Here is a 13,634-nt window from a genome sequence, read left to right as displayed (position 1 = left end):
TAAATATCGTCTCGACCGCTCATCAAACTCGCACAAAGGATGACTTTTCGTGTCAATTTACTGTTGGAAGTTTATACGGGTTATCGCATTTGCACCTGCTGCTGCGATCATGCTGGCCGCACATAACATATCGGCGCAGGAATCGTTCACCACGGTGCAATGGCCAAACACGCCAACGGCACGGATTGAGGCGCTTGCGATTCTCCAAACCTTGAATGCAACTCTCCTGAGTAACGCTAGCGCCACTTTGACGCTCGACCGGTGGTGTGCCGGACACAATCTCGCACCGCAAGGTTCTAAGATCGTTGCACAGCGGGTACGCGGGAGAGACAAGCCCGTCGATAGCCGCATCCGAGAACTTCTGGCGGTCGGCCCCGACGAGCCCATCGCTTACCGACATGTCCGCCTCGTTTGCGGCAATCGCGTCCTTTCTGAGGCTGACAATTGGTATGTTCCGGCAAGGCTGACAATGGACATGAATAAAGCGTTGAATACGAGCGACGTCGCCTTTGGCAGAGCCGTCCAATCTCTTAATTTCACCCGCACAAATCTATCTTCCAATTTGCTGTGGTCCCCTCTTCCAGAAGGATGGGACGTGGAAAAGGAACTACCGACACCCGCAACGGGATCTCTTATACTACCGCCCTTTCTTCTCGAACATCATGCAGTGTTGAAGCTTCAGGACGGCACTCCGTTCAGTGCGCTGGTCGAAAGCTATACGAGCAATGTATTGGACTTCCTGCCTCCACCTCTGCTTACCCACTAAGTGCCCATTGGCGATGCGACCAAAAGCGCAGCGCCCGGGATGGTATTTTCGATCGCGACCGTAAGACTGCGTCGCCGTTGCCCAAGCTCGTCGGGTGCGTTTGTACCCGGCGAGCTTGCAGCTGTCGGTATTATTCGGTGTTGTCGATGGCGATCCGCTTGACGTTGGCTCGCTCCTTCTCGGTCTTCGGCAGCGTCACCGTAAGAAGACCGTTCTTGAACGTTGCGGCGACCTTACTCTCATCAAGCTGGCGACCCAAAGCCAGTCGCCGTTCGAAGCGTCCGTAATAACGCTCGCTGAACCCGCGATCCTTGTCCTCGGTATCGGACTTGTTTTCACCGCGAAGCGTAAGCACGCCGTCTTTCAGAAGCAACTCGATATCCTCTGGATCGATGCCCGGAATTTCCGCTATCACTCGGATTTCGTCGTCATTCTCCTTGATCTCTACGTGCGGCCACTCGGCGCCAATCGGCGATGTGCCACCAAACAACGATGGCGGACCGAAACTGCGGAAGACTTCGTCGAACAGACGGTTGACATTGCGGTGAAGCGACAGGAACGGGTCCATGTCGTCGCCACGATAGACGTTCGGAACCTGGCTGTTGCCACGGCTCCATGGGATCAGGTCACGTACACTCATGGCTATCATCCTTTCTTCGGTTTTCTTCCTCCTGTCGTGCGATGACGTCCTTGGCGGTTCGGGAACAGCCGAGGAGTAAGCAGGTGCGCATCACGCTAGGCTTTGGCGCCCTCAATCTGCTTTGAAGCGGCTTTGGCAGACTCGGCTTGGATGGCAATCCGACGCGACTTCATCTCCTCAGGTGTTTCCTTCTTAAGATTGATGAGGAGTAGCCCGTTTTCGAGCTTTGCGCCTTCGACGATCACGTGATCAGCCAGCTCAAATCTGCGCACAAACGACCTTACGGGAAGGCCTTGATGCAGATACAGTGCTTCGTCGTCCTCCGACTTCGCGCCGTTCACCACGAGCATTTTTGCCTCGTGGGTGATCGTCAGTTCGCTTTCGGCAAAACCTGCCACCGCGATCGCGATGCGATACGTGTCTTCGCCGAGTTTTAGGATGTTGAAAGGCGGCCACTTGTCGGCGTTAACGCTGGCATTTTCGAGAAGATCGAATATGCGGTCGAAGCCGATGCTGGACCTATAGAAAGGGGTAAGATCGAGGTTTGTTCTCATAGCTACATCCTCCACGGAGCAACATAGATACGAGGAACGCCAAGAAGCTCGGCGCCCCTGACGTAGTCGACTCATTTTGGCGTCGACGACAGATGAAATGGGTAGCTAGCGAGGTAGGGTCAAGAGGGCGCGCAAGACTTTTCGAGCGGGAGTGACTCAAACAATCACTATAAGTTCATACCGTTAGGAATCTAGATGTTCGAGTGCTTAAGAATTTCACCATCTCCTTGAAACCGCAAAAATCAAAACCGAAATAGGTTGGCGCGATGCAAATGGATTACAGTTCGCGCGTCATTTTCATTCCGATGCCGCGCGTAGAAACTCATAAGAACCTCTTTGTCCATGCACAGAAGGTCGTCACGTTCGATCTCTCGAACGATGGTAATCTGAAGTGAAATTCCTTTCCAACGCTCGGGAGAAGATGCCGTAGGGCGTCGAATCTCGCCAATATGGTCAAGCTTAAGCTCGGCCCCAAGGCGCAACGCGGTTATGATGCCGCGTGTGCACTCGGTCCACCCCAAGGAGAACGGATGTCGCCACGGCGATAACTGCAGGTGTCTTGGCGCTTCGCCGTCAGAGGGCGCCCAGAGCAGCGATCATCTTCATAATGGCGTCCATTTGGACAGCACCCTTGATCGCATAGTTGCTGCCTGTAAAGCCCCACCAGTCCCAACAACCCCGGGGATTATACGGCCTCCGGAGTGACTTATTGACTTGCGGATACAGCACTATGATACCGTTGGTATCCGCCCAGTTATTCAGATAGAGCTTGGTATACCAATCGTCCCCAATCGATTGCTGCGATTGGCGGCAGCCATGGATGGAAACATGCAGTTTGCAGTTGGCTTTAGGCTTGCCACAGCTGTCGGGGATAAAGACATGCCCCACATCCGCCATGCTCGACACCGGGTTGGCGGCCCCGTAGAGTTTCTGGTCGAACGCCCTCAACTTCCCGGTTGGTTTGGCGGCCGGCTGGTTAAGCTTGCCATAGATGAACTGCAAAATCGCGCCAGCCTGGTCGTAATTGTTGTCGTTGGCAGTATTTGGGGGATCGTTCACACATTCGTTGATGTACGGCGTTGCGTTGGTCGGGCACAAATTCCCGAAGACCTTCGAAACAAACGAGTGACCGGCAGGGTAATTGCTGACATAGGCGAGGTTTGAATCGGGAACCCGGGCCAATTTGAAAAACTGGACGCTAGCATCGACGGCACTTTGCTTGACGATCGTATCGGCCGTACCGCTGAAAATGTAAATCTTCTTTGATTCAAGGTTGGAAAGCGGGTCGATAGCGCCGATCCGCGAAGACGTTTCCGCGGCAGCGAACAACATCGCAGGATTTGGAGGAACGCGCGGCACTTGGCCCATGCAGATTCCCGTATAGGTGAGATTGCCCATAGCGCAAAAATAAGGTCCACCAGCGACAATGCCGGCTCCCATGAAACTTGATGAATACGCGACCTGCAGCTGCGAGGCCATGAATGCTCCCGATGATAGGCCCGACACCGAGATCGCGTTGCGATCGATCTTCAGTTTTGGCAGCGCTTGGGTTTGTGCCACCCCGGTCAGCAGCAGCAGGCTGAAACTTGCGGTGACAATTCGTTTAACCAGGCTACAAAACCTGGTTTTCTTCCAATCCGAAAAAATCTTTGCGCTCATACCCTCATACCCCTTTGCGGGAATAGCTTTGGTCGCGTCCTTAAATTTGCGACCAGATTGTCAGAGGAGGCTTTTCGTGCCGCATGCGGTTCACTGTCCCCTACTCGAAAGCCACAGATTCGATTGCAATTGTTGCCGCGCTGCTAAACATAAAAAATGCCCAACCTCGGATCCAATCTCGGGGTGCATTCCTCCACGACTGATTTCGTACAAATTTCATGCCACCAAAAACTGCATATCATCAAAATGTCGGGGTATGGCTCCTCGCCCGTGCGCCGCGTCGACGTATTCCGACAAAATCGTATGTCGCTCGCTTTTGGAAACGTGACGAATTGATTGGTTCGTTGACAGCCTGATCGGGGAGCCCTCAGGGATCATTGTGAGTGTGCTTTAACTGTGATGGAACTCCCGAGAATATGGCAAGGCTGGCATTTCTTTCGAATTATGCCGGGCTGAACCGGAGAACCAACGCAACCAAAGGGCGTGGCTTGGTAGTGAATGTTGCTCGCCGCGGGTTTCTTTTATGAGCAAAAGGCGATGTTGAGCTGAAAATGCCGCCGCCGGGCTTGCATTTGTCGCATTTAGACGCTGTTTGTCACCCCCATGATTCTGATGGGTGTCAAAGCGGAGGCAAAATGGGCGTGCGGCAGCGGATGGGGTTGAAGTTCAAGGATGAGATCGCGTTCCTGAACGGCTGGAAGCGCGACCGCACAGCGGTAGGCGCTATAACGCCCACTTCCGTTGCGACGGCAAGGAAGATGGCAAGCGTTATCGATCCTTTCTCCAGCCTTCCTGTCCTTGAACTGGGTCCGGGAACCGGCGTAATCACAAAACAGATCCTGGCGCGCGGCGTTGGGCCCAAGGAGCTCTTGTCCATCGAGTATTCGCCCGAGTTCTGTCGGCATCTTCAGCAGGAGTTTCCCGAGGTCGACGTTCGATGTGGAGACGCCTTTGCGTTGGATCTCGTTCTGGGCGCTCAGCGAGGTGCAAAGTTCGACTGCGTCATCTCCGCTGTGCCCCTCCTTCATTTGCCGCCTTCAAAGCGATTGTCGCTGATCCTCGATCTTCTCGAACGGATTCCGACAGGGCGGCCCGTCGTCCAAATCACCTATGGATTGCTCTCTCCAGTCGTCGCGCTTCCCGCCGGATACGAGGTCCGTCACCTGGCTTTCATGATGCGCAACATTCCGCCGGCACAACTTTGGACCTACCGAAAGACGAGATGACCTCGGCCATCTCATAAACATTGATCGAAAAGTTTTGATCGCTGGGCTGATGACGAACGCGACCGATGTGGAAAGCGCTTGGGCGGCTTTCCAGACGCGCGCTGCCCTTCGTTCGACCAGCGCCCAGAGCGGGCCGAACGATCGAAGATCGAGGCCTCGGGCGGCCAAGAAATGTCCGTCTCTATCTCATCGCGGACAATCGCTCCGGCAGTCACACCGCGCCGGCGGTTTCCTCAATGTCATCACGTTGATGGTGAAAATGGCGCTGACTGCCCAGCGCTTTCGGGAAAAAGGGCCGCCGTAAGAAGGGTGTTGCTCGCGCCGGGGATTGGATCCAGCGACTGCAACGGGCATTGCGCCAAAGCGCATTGCAAAGCCCGCCAAAGCGCCATCCAGATTGCAAAAGTCGATCTGTTGGGCACCAAAAGCGGCCTCATAGAAGTCGGCAACCTCTGTTCCCGGCCATCCTCTAAGCTAAGAACAAAGACATTCCGATGCTGATATCGTTGGCTATCTCAATCCTCTCTCATCAGGGGAATCACCGAGTTCAAATATGCCATAAGCCGGTCGATACGATGGCATCGCGCAGGCAGGCGGCCGATGAAATCCGCCCGGCATTTCGAGACCGCAGGCCGCAGATCGTGACCTGGTCGATGCAGTCGAGCGTCGTTGCGTGAGGCACCTCCCTAACCAGTCCAATCCCGCTCTCTGTTGATGGAGTCCTGGCCCGGTTCCGGATCTTCCACCCGCGAGCGGTCCGCTAGCCATGCTGCGGCCGCTTCCGCGTCGCGCAGCGGTGATCGCGCCCTCCCCGGGCGGGCCTTTTGTGGAGTGATCGAGCGGGAATTGGGCCGCTCCGAAGGAACCACTCACATGTCGCACGAATCTCTCACTCGCCCAGTCCCACGCTTTCCAGCTCTCCCGCAACCTGATGGTCCCGGTCACCCTCTTCTCCGTCGACGGCGGATAACGGCGTCCTGCCGTCCGACGCAATCGACGCCGATGAACGATCTTGAGATCGTCCATGAATACACGCCTTGGCATTGAGCCGGCGGCATGGCCTGCGGCGTGCCGCTAGCGAGCGGCAGGCCGCAAGGGAGGCTTCGCCGCGGTCGACCTTGCACGATTCACCAAATTGCCAGCCGCGCCCTTGCGTCCTTTGCTCTTCGCGGCCGCTGAAGTGGCCGATGAATAGAACTGACGAGCAGGAGGCGATCGCTTTCGCGATCGGAAGGAAAATGGAGAGAAGAGAAATAGAATCGCTTCGCGACAAGGTAAGCTGCGCCGCCGTGCTGGATAAGAACGGGTTTGCCATTGACGTCAAGGAAAGCACCCGGCGGGCGGTCAAGTACCGCCGCGGCAGTGAGATCATCATCGTGACGCATGGAGGGCGTGGATGGTTCGATCCGCTCAGCGATGCGAAAGGCGATATCTTTGGATTGGTCGAGCACCTTGACCGTGTTGGCTTTTCGGCATGCGTCGCAAAGGTCGCGGACCTCATAGGCTTCCATATTTCCAAGGCTGAGTGGCAGCCTGGCATTCCGGACGGCCAATCCGACCTTCCGCTTGGCGATCGCTGGCAGGCGCGCCGCCGCCCCTGGCGGGGTTCATCAACATGGCGGTACCTGCAGGACGTGCGTTGCCTGCCGACGGTTCTTTTATGCTCGGCGATCAAACGCAACCTTCTTCGCGAAGGTCCGCAAGGCACCATGTGGGCCGCCCATACGAACGAGGCAGGCGGTGTCACAGGCTGGGAGGCGCGCGGTCCGCAATACCGCGGGTTCGCCTCGGGAGGAACGAAGGTTCTCTTTCGTCTGGGGTCGCGTGCAGCGGTGCGACTGGCCGTCACGGAAGCTGCGATCGACGCGATGAGCCTTGCGGCAATCGAGGGCCTGCGAGACGGCACACTCTACCTCAGCACCGGCGGCGGCTGGTCGCCGACCACGGCCGCGGCACTCCGCAGGCTTGCGTCGGGCCCCAACGTCCAGCTTGTCGCTGCCACCGACGCCAACCCACAAGGCGAGATGTTTGCCGAGCGACTACGCGCACTTGCCGAGGAGGCGGGATGCGACTGGATGCGACTTCGCCCGTCACAAGAAGACTGGAACGAAGTTCAGAAGCTACGCCCGAAGCGGGGCAGCGAGAAACAGAAATTGGAGGAAGAAGCGAAAGAGGAAGAGGCGTGCCGCAGGCGAGCCGGCCGCGTCAAGGGAGGCTTCTCCCGGCTAAAGCCAGCCCTGGATGCGGGAGGTCGCGATGCCGGCGGCAGGAAACGGATCACGAAGGACTGAAGAAGATGGCAGGGTCGAGAGGACTGAGCCGCGCTTAGTCCGCCCGCGCAAGGAGCCGCAAATGGCCTCTTCCCTCCGCAAGTGTTTCAGGGCGTCGCAAGCCGCCAGCAGATGTTTCCCACGTTCGACCGCCACGTCCAGCGACCCGATCGTCGGGACCGTGACGCAACTCCGCTCTATGCAGGCGAATGGTTCGAAATCCCCGAGGCCGAGCACGATTACATGTTCGAGATCCTGCCGCCGCTCTGGATCCGCGGCTCGCTGTTCGCGATGCGGGAATTCCTCACCGGCTCGGTGACATACGTGTTCTTCGCGCTGCGCATCGACGAGGCGATCCGTTACTTCCACGGTTACTGCGACCTCTCCGACAAGGTGTACGACGAAGTCGCCGCCAAGCTGCCGGTCCAACTGCGCCACCTCCCCGCGCCGATCGCATCTGTGCGCGACCTGGTTGCGCGCGGCAGCGCCGATGCCGCGACGTATGGCGGTTACCGCAATCGACGGCTATCACTACACAACCCTGCTGCAGCGCACCGGCGCAACCCAGGAGCTCGATCTTGCCGTCACCATGACGCCGCTCGGCGCGGTTTCACGGCTCGAGCATGCGCTCGACGGTGTCGATGAGGCGCAGGAGCGCTATCGGTATCGCTTGCACGAGGCCGAGCGGCGGTCTTGTCTCCTATCGCTCGCGCGACGGCGGCATGTTCGCGTTCGCGGACGACCTTTCCGACAAGCGCCAACAGGTTCGGGAGGTCGATGAGGTCCTGGCGACCGCGGCGCGCGGGGAAACGGCGGGGACGTCTGACGCCGCTTGACGATCAAGCCCGTCTCGATGGGTCGTCCGTGGCGGTGCAGCACGCGCATAGCTGCATTGCACAATAAATGTTTTCCTTCCGATCAAAAATTAATCATAGTGCACACAGCTGATGCACATGGCGGATTTCCTCCCAGTGCCGCCGCAGCAGCTGTTCCCCTCTGGAGGTTTATTGACCTTCACGCTTCATGGGCCGCGGTTTTCGCTGGCCCATTTTTTTTGTTCAGGTCATCCGACGATTTATCCGCGCACGATCCTGACGCGACTCCCCTTGCCAGCAAACTGCGCGTGGTCCGATAGCATCTGACACTTTCGGGCTTGTGAGGCATGGGCCCCTTGTCCATCTTGTGGTCTTCGGTCCATTGGGACAGATTGGAGCTATCGAATGCCTGAAACACGTTCACCGCGACTTGCTGTACTAATTGACGCTGACAATGCGTCGGCCAAGATCGTTGACGGCTTATTCGAGGAAATAGCCAAAATCGGCGAGGCGAGCGTCCGACGCATATACGGTGACTTCGCAAACGCTCGCTCGAAAGCCTGGATCGACGTCCTTGCCAGGCACGCGATCATTCCGCAGCAGCAATTTGCCTACACGACCGGTAAAAATGCCTCTGATATCACACTTGTGATCGACGCCATGGACCTCCTCCACAGCGGGCGCTTCGACGGCTTTTGCCTTGTTTCCTCCGACAGCGATTTTACACGCCTCGCCTCTCGGATCCGTGAGCAAGGCATCGATGTGTTCGGTTTTGGCGAGCAGAAAACGCCCGAAAGCTTCCGCCAGGCGTGCCGGAGGTTTATCTACACTGAAAACCTCCTCCCTTCAGCGCCTACAAATGGTGGCGATGCTACTCAGGCAACTCCTTCGCTCCAGCCGCCAAGTGCAGCGGCGCCGATCATCAGAAAGGTCATCGCGCAGATGGAGAGTGAGGATGGTTGGGTGCCGCTCGGCGCAGTCGGAACGCAGCTTGCGAACCTCTCTTCAGACTTCGATCCCCGAACATATGGATTCAGGAAGCTCAGCGACCTCGTGAAGAAGACAAATGCGTTCGAGATAGACCATTCGGACAGCAGACCTCTGCGCATCCGCGTCAAACAACCTTCTGCCAAGAAAAGCGCCAAGTGACGTTTAGTACGGGTCTCCATCAGCACGTTTTGGTTCGCCGCATCCTCCAAGCTTTGTGGTGAGAGAGCAAGGGATAGGCGAATGGAAATGGAAGAAAAGATGGAGGAAGACTACTCGCAGATCGAGTAGCCGGGCGTCGCTGACGCTCAACCGCGCCGCTCGCAATGGCGGCCACTGGTCCTCGCAGGGCTGTCAGCTCCGCTCGTCCTTCGCGGCAGCGATGCTCGGCCGCAGTTGCACCCGGCTGCCCGCTCCGCGCTTCGGGTTGTGTCTTCGGAAGGAATGAAGACGCGAAGGACAGGCAGAGGCCTGTCCAATCCTCGAAAAGGAATATCCCATGCAATTGATGAAGGTCGATCCGCGTGCGTTAAAGGACGACCCCGACAACACGCGCCAGTCGAAGTCGACGCCCCAGGCCGACGCCCTGCTTGGCGACGATCAAGGCCGTCGGCGTGATCCAGCGCCGGTCATTTCCCGGAAGCCGGCGGCAACGGTTACATCATCGAAGCCGGTCACCGCCCCACCAGTGTGGCGATCGCCGCCGGTATCGAGGAAATCGACGTGGTCGTGGTCGCGGTGGCCAACGACAACGGCGCGATGCGCTCGATGACCGAGAATATAGCTTGTGCCTTAATCCCATCGATCAATGCGCGGCATCGAGCGGCTGGTCGCGCTCGGCTGGACCGAGGAGGCGGTCGCCGTAGCGCTTGCCTTTCCCGTCCGCCAGATCCGCAAGCTTCGTCTGCTCGCAAACCTCTTGCCCTCCATGCTCGACCAGATAGCCAAGGGCGATATGCCGAACGAGCAGCGGCTCAGAACGATTGCGGCCGCCTCGCACGACGAGCAAAAAGAGGTCTGGAAGGCCCACTAGCCGAAGAAAGGCGAACGGCGGCCTGGTGGCAGATCGCCAACGGTCTCACAAAGACCCGTATGTATGCACGTGATGCAAGCTTCGGCGACGATCTGCGCCAGGCCTATGGGATCGAGTGGGCGGAGGACCTGTTCGGCCCTGCCGATGAGGACAATCGCTATACCACCAATGTCGAAGAGTTGCTTGGCGCCCAGCAGGAATGGATGGCGAGCAACGTGCCGAAGAAGGGTACCATCGTCGAAGTCAACAATTGGGGCCAGCCGGACCTGCCGAAGAAAGCCGAACGCGTCTACGGCAAGCCAGGCAAAGGCGACTGTACCGCGATCGCGAGGGCAAGGTGCACAGCGTCCACTGCCGGATGCCGGAGGTCAGGAAGCCCACCGGTCAGACCGGCCCGGCAGCTGATGGGGCGGAGGACGCCCGTAACAGCCGAGGCCGGCTGATCCGCAAGGAGGGCGAGCGCAGCCTCGGCGCCACCAGCCTTTCGTGGGAGCGCCTGTCGTTGATTTGAGGACGTCACCTTCCTCCCCATGCCGGATTGCCCTTCGTTTTGCTGCGGTCTGAACCGGCGGCCGTGCGCTTCCAGGCCGCTATCGCGCCGCGGAGCGGCCGGACCCCGCCGTCCTTCACGGAGCAGGCTTGCGTGCTTTATCGAGGACAGGTTGCCCTCTTCGCACGCAAACCGGCTCCGCTCGTCCAGGAGGGGCCGGACCTTGAGGCGCCCGTCTTTCCGCCGGTCCGGGGTGACCGCACCGAAGGGCAAGCCGGCATGGGGCCGGAGCCGCTTCGGACGACCTCGAAAGGAAACGACTATGGCCAAGTCCACTCCCTCATCCCGGCAATCCACGCGTGTCGTGCAACTGCGCAAAGGCGCCACCGTCGAGATGGTTCGGCTGACTTGCCCCGACGCCATGCAGGCGCTGAAGATCGCCGAGAGTTTCGGAACCGCCGTCATCGACAGCGACGGCATCCGCGACCTGCACGAGCGGCTCGTCACGGAGACAGCCGACGCGCTCGGCGACGGCCTTGGCGACAAGGCCATGCAGATCCACCTGCAACGGATCGTCGGCGCCTACGTCGGCTCCGCCCATGGCGCCGGCCAGTTCTACAGCCGCGCGGTCACCGAGGCACGCGATGCCACGGCCAAGGCCGCCAACGATGCCCGGGACGAGGACCTCGACGGTCCCGTCGGCTATGACAGCGCCGCCCAGCGTAAGCGCGAATTTGCCGCCGACATGGGCATACAGGCCCATTCGCTCAGAATGGCGGCGGAAGGCGCCGTCGCCGCCTATGTCCAGGTGATCGGCGAGAGCTGGAAACCGTTCGACCGTCCCGTCGAACAACCGGGCCGCGCGCTCGACCGCAAGGCTGCCGAAGCGCAGATCTCCGCCTTCGACTAGCCACTTCCGGCGGGGTTCCGGCCCCGCCTTTTCCATCAACTCGAGCCGGCCGGTTCCATGGCGGGACCGGCCTGTTGTCGTTTTGCGAACCCGGCCAGCAAGGAAAAAGAAATGAAGCCGATGGCACGCCCGTCGCCGCCCGTTCCTTCGTCGGGTCTGCAGGAGCCGCCGGCGGATGCAACGGCTTCGCCGTCCTCCACTGCGTTGCGGCTGTTCCGGTGCATCCACCGGCTGATCTGCTCCTGCTTTCGCCCTCCGTAACGGGCGGCGACGGGCGCGGCCTTGAAACGGAGGTTTGGATATGAGCAAGACAGAAAATCAGCGGGGCGATCTCTACAGCCGCATCACCGACAGGATCATCGAAGACCTGGCGAAAGGCGTGCGGCCCTGGATGAAACCATGGAATTCGGCGAACACGGCAGGCCACATTACCCGCCCGCTGCGTTACAACGGGCAACCCTATTCTGGCGTCAACGTGCTGCTTTTATGGTCGGAGGGTATCACACGGGGTTATACGTCATCCACATGGATGACGTTCAAGCAGGCCCTGGAACTGAGCGGCGCAGTGCGCAAGGGCGAGACCGGCACGACCGTCGTCTTCGCAAGCCGATTCACCAAGTCCGAAACCGACGGGAACGGCGGCGAGGTCGAGCGGGAGATCCCTTTCCTGAAAGCCTACAGCGTCTTCAACGTCGAACAGATCGACGGACTTCCCGACCAGTATCATCACCGGCCGGCACCGGTTCTCGATCCGGTTGAACGGGTTGGGCATGCCGATCGGTTCTTCCGCGACACCGGCGCTGCAATCCGCCATGGCGGCAACCAGGCCTTCTTTGCGCCTGCCGCCGATCTCATCCAGATGCCACCATTTGAGAGCTTCAAGGATGCGGCAAGCTACTACGCGACTTTAAGCCACGAGGTCACGCACTGGACGGCGCCGGCCCACCGCCTCGCTCGCGACCTCAGCCGCTATGCCAAGGACAAATCCGAGCGAGCCCGCGAGGAACTGATAGCGGAGCTCGGTAGCTGCTTCCTTTGCGCCGATCTCGGGATTGTTCCCGAGCTCGAGCCCCGCCCCGATCACGCCTCCTACCTCGACTCCTGGCTTAAGGTCCTGACCGACGACAGACGGGCGATATTCCAGGCGTCGGCGCATGCGCAACGGGCCGTAGCGTTCCTGCATTCGCTGCAGCTCGCCGCAGCCGACGAGCGGCTCGTCGCGTGAAGACTTGTCAGCGCCGGTCGTTGGCCTCGCCAGCGGTCGGCAACTCTTGCCCGTCGGTCGGGGGGCGCGTCACGATCAGCCGCGAGGTCCAGTTTGCCCCAGATCGAGGTTGTCCGGTCGATCGGCTTGAGCTTCCGGGACGGCTTGATTTCGACGATAAACGGCTTTGTCTGCTGACGTATAGATCCTCAGGCGACGGTTCGCGAGGCGCCGCGATAGCGCGGAGCGGGCAATGCAACGCCCTCACGCTGGGTGGTTCTGCGAGGTTTGGGCTAGGCATGTGGACAAGACAGCGGACTGATCGTTGTAGCGTCCGGGCAGGCACCGGGGACGGGCTGCCATTGCCATATCCCTTCGAGCACTGCAGCAAGCCACGTCCTTCGCGGGCTCGATGAGGCATGTCTGATCGAAGACCGGCTTCGCCTCGATCGTCTTCCCGCAACGGCCTTGCGAAACTTTCTTCCGCTGAGCGCGATGCGCTCATTCCTCGCGGAGCAACAAAGCTTCTCCTGGCCGCCCGCCATTTCATTTCGGCCCTACGGGTGCGGACCGATCGTCCCCGATCCTTGCGACAGCCATCGAGGCCGCGATGGGCGCGGCCCGAGACAGCAAAGGAATACGACAATGGCAACCATCGGCACCTTCACCACCTCCGAAACCGGCTTCAACGGATCGATCCGCACGCTCGCCCTCAACGTCAAGGCCCGCATCGCCCGCATCGAAAACCCCTCCGACAAGGGCCCGCACTTCCGCATCTACGCAGGCAACGTCGATTATGCTGAGAGTGTGATTATGCGGAGTGCTGATCGCTGAAGGCTGGATTTCTCGACGATAGCGGCGGCTTCTGCTCCGCATAATTCCACTGGTGTGGAAGAGGCGCCCCGCCGTGAAGCGGAGCGCCGATGTGCTGGTCAGCGCGACCAGATGAGCTTGTGCTCGCCCTTGTCGCCCTGGACCAGGGAGGCGTAGACCGGGGCCGTGAAGGACGGATCGTCGAGCTTGAGCGAGAGGTATTCGGCGCCTGTTTCGCGGGCGGTGCGGGTCCAGCCTGCTCCGAAC

The 13,634-nt window shown here is 59.5% G+C and carries 12 protein-coding genes and 2 pseudogenes; 10 read left to right on the top strand and 4 right to left on the bottom strand.

Annotated features, from left to right (window positions below):
* Window positions 1-49: 49 nt before the first annotated feature.
* Window positions 50-766, top strand: a complete 717-nt coding sequence (locus PH547_RS31515; RefSeq protein ID WP_184806030.1) for a hypothetical protein — start codon at window positions 50-52, stop codon at window positions 764-766.
* A gap of 130 nt (window positions 767-896) precedes the next feature.
* On the opposite strand, the gene PH547_RS31510 is transcribed toward PH547_RS31515, so the two are convergent.
* The 3 genes from PH547_RS31510 to PH547_RS31500 form a co-directional block, all read right to left on the bottom strand.
* A complete protein-coding gene (locus PH547_RS31510; protein ID WP_184806027.1) occupies window positions 897-1,406 on the bottom strand; it encodes an Hsp20/alpha crystallin family protein in 510 nt (169 codons plus the stop codon).
* 95 nt (window positions 1,407-1,501) lie between these two features.
* Complete coding sequence (locus tag PH547_RS31505) at window positions 1,502-1,960, bottom strand: Hsp20 family protein (protein ID WP_184806073.1); 459 nt, start codon at window positions 1,958-1,960, stop codon at window positions 1,502-1,504.
* Between the two features lie 573 nt (window positions 1,961-2,533).
* Window positions 2,534-3,619, bottom strand: a complete 1,086-nt coding sequence (locus PH547_RS31500; RefSeq protein WP_184806024.1) for an extracellular catalytic domain type 2 short-chain-length polyhydroxyalkanoate depolymerase — start codon at window positions 3,617-3,619, stop codon at window positions 2,534-2,536.
* A 635-nt stretch (window positions 3,620-4,254) separates the two neighbouring features.
* Here PH547_RS31500 and pmtA point away from each other — a divergent pair.
* The 9 genes and pseudogenes from pmtA to PH547_RS31455 form a co-directional block, all read left to right on the top strand.
* The gene (gene pmtA, locus PH547_RS31495; RefSeq protein ID WP_184806021.1) at window positions 4,255-4,845 is read left to right on the top strand and encodes a phospholipid N-methyltransferase PmtA; all 591 of its coding nucleotides are present in this window, start codon (window positions 4,255-4,257) and stop codon (window positions 4,843-4,845) included.
* Window positions 4,846-6,032: 1,187 nt separating this feature from the next.
* Window positions 6,033-7,136: a DUF3991 and toprim domain-containing protein gene (locus PH547_RS31490; protein ID WP_240535449.1), complete on the top strand. Its 1,104-nt coding sequence runs from the start codon at window positions 6,033-6,035 to the stop codon at window positions 7,134-7,136.
* Window positions 7,137-7,247: 111 nt separating this feature from the next.
* On the top strand, window positions 7,248-7,760 hold the full coding sequence (locus PH547_RS31485; protein WP_210305302.1) for a DUF1419 domain-containing protein: 513 nt from the start codon (window positions 7,248-7,250) through the stop codon (window positions 7,758-7,760).
* Window positions 7,757-7,951 (top strand): hypothetical protein, encoded by a 195-nt coding sequence (locus tag PH547_RS31480; RefSeq protein WP_028755183.1) that lies wholly within the window; start codon window positions 7,757-7,759, stop codon window positions 7,949-7,951. Before PH547_RS31485 ends, PH547_RS31480 begins: the two co-directional genes overlap by 4 nt.
* Before the next feature lie 384 nt (window positions 7,952-8,335).
* A complete protein-coding gene (locus tag PH547_RS31475; RefSeq protein WP_065091961.1) occupies window positions 8,336-9,079 on the top strand; it encodes an NYN domain-containing protein in 744 nt (247 codons plus the stop codon).
* 337 nt (window positions 9,080-9,416) lie between these two features.
* Window positions 9,417-10,377, top strand: a pseudogene (locus tag PH547_RS31470) (ParB N-terminal domain-containing protein); the annotation flags it as partial.
* Between the two features lie 385 nt (window positions 10,378-10,762).
* Window positions 10,763-11,350: a hypothetical protein gene (locus tag PH547_RS31465; RefSeq protein ID WP_065091960.1), complete on the top strand. Its 588-nt coding sequence runs from the start codon at window positions 10,763-10,765 to the stop codon at window positions 11,348-11,350.
* 301 nt (window positions 11,351-11,651) lie between these two features.
* Entirely contained in the window at window positions 11,652-12,575 is a 924-nt protein-coding gene (locus PH547_RS31460; protein ID WP_028755179.1) for an ArdC family protein, read from the top strand.
* A gap of 624 nt (window positions 12,576-13,199) precedes the next feature.
* A pseudogene (locus PH547_RS31455) lies at window positions 13,200-13,376 on the top strand (DUF736 family protein); the annotation flags it as partial.
* A gap of 110 nt (window positions 13,377-13,486) precedes the next feature.
* Here PH547_RS31455 and PH547_RS31450 read toward each other — a convergent pair.
* On the bottom strand, window positions 13,487-13,634 hold a 148-nt coding region (locus PH547_RS31450; protein ID WP_285170316.1), incomplete at its 5' end, for a DUF736 family protein.

The organism is Rhizobium cerradonense (genome assembly GCF_030182455.1).
GTDB lineage: Bacteria > Pseudomonadota > Alphaproteobacteria > Rhizobiales > Rhizobiaceae > Rhizobium.
The sequence above is the reverse complement of the archived record's forward strand: the minus strand, read 5'-3'. Positions and strand labels throughout refer to the sequence as shown.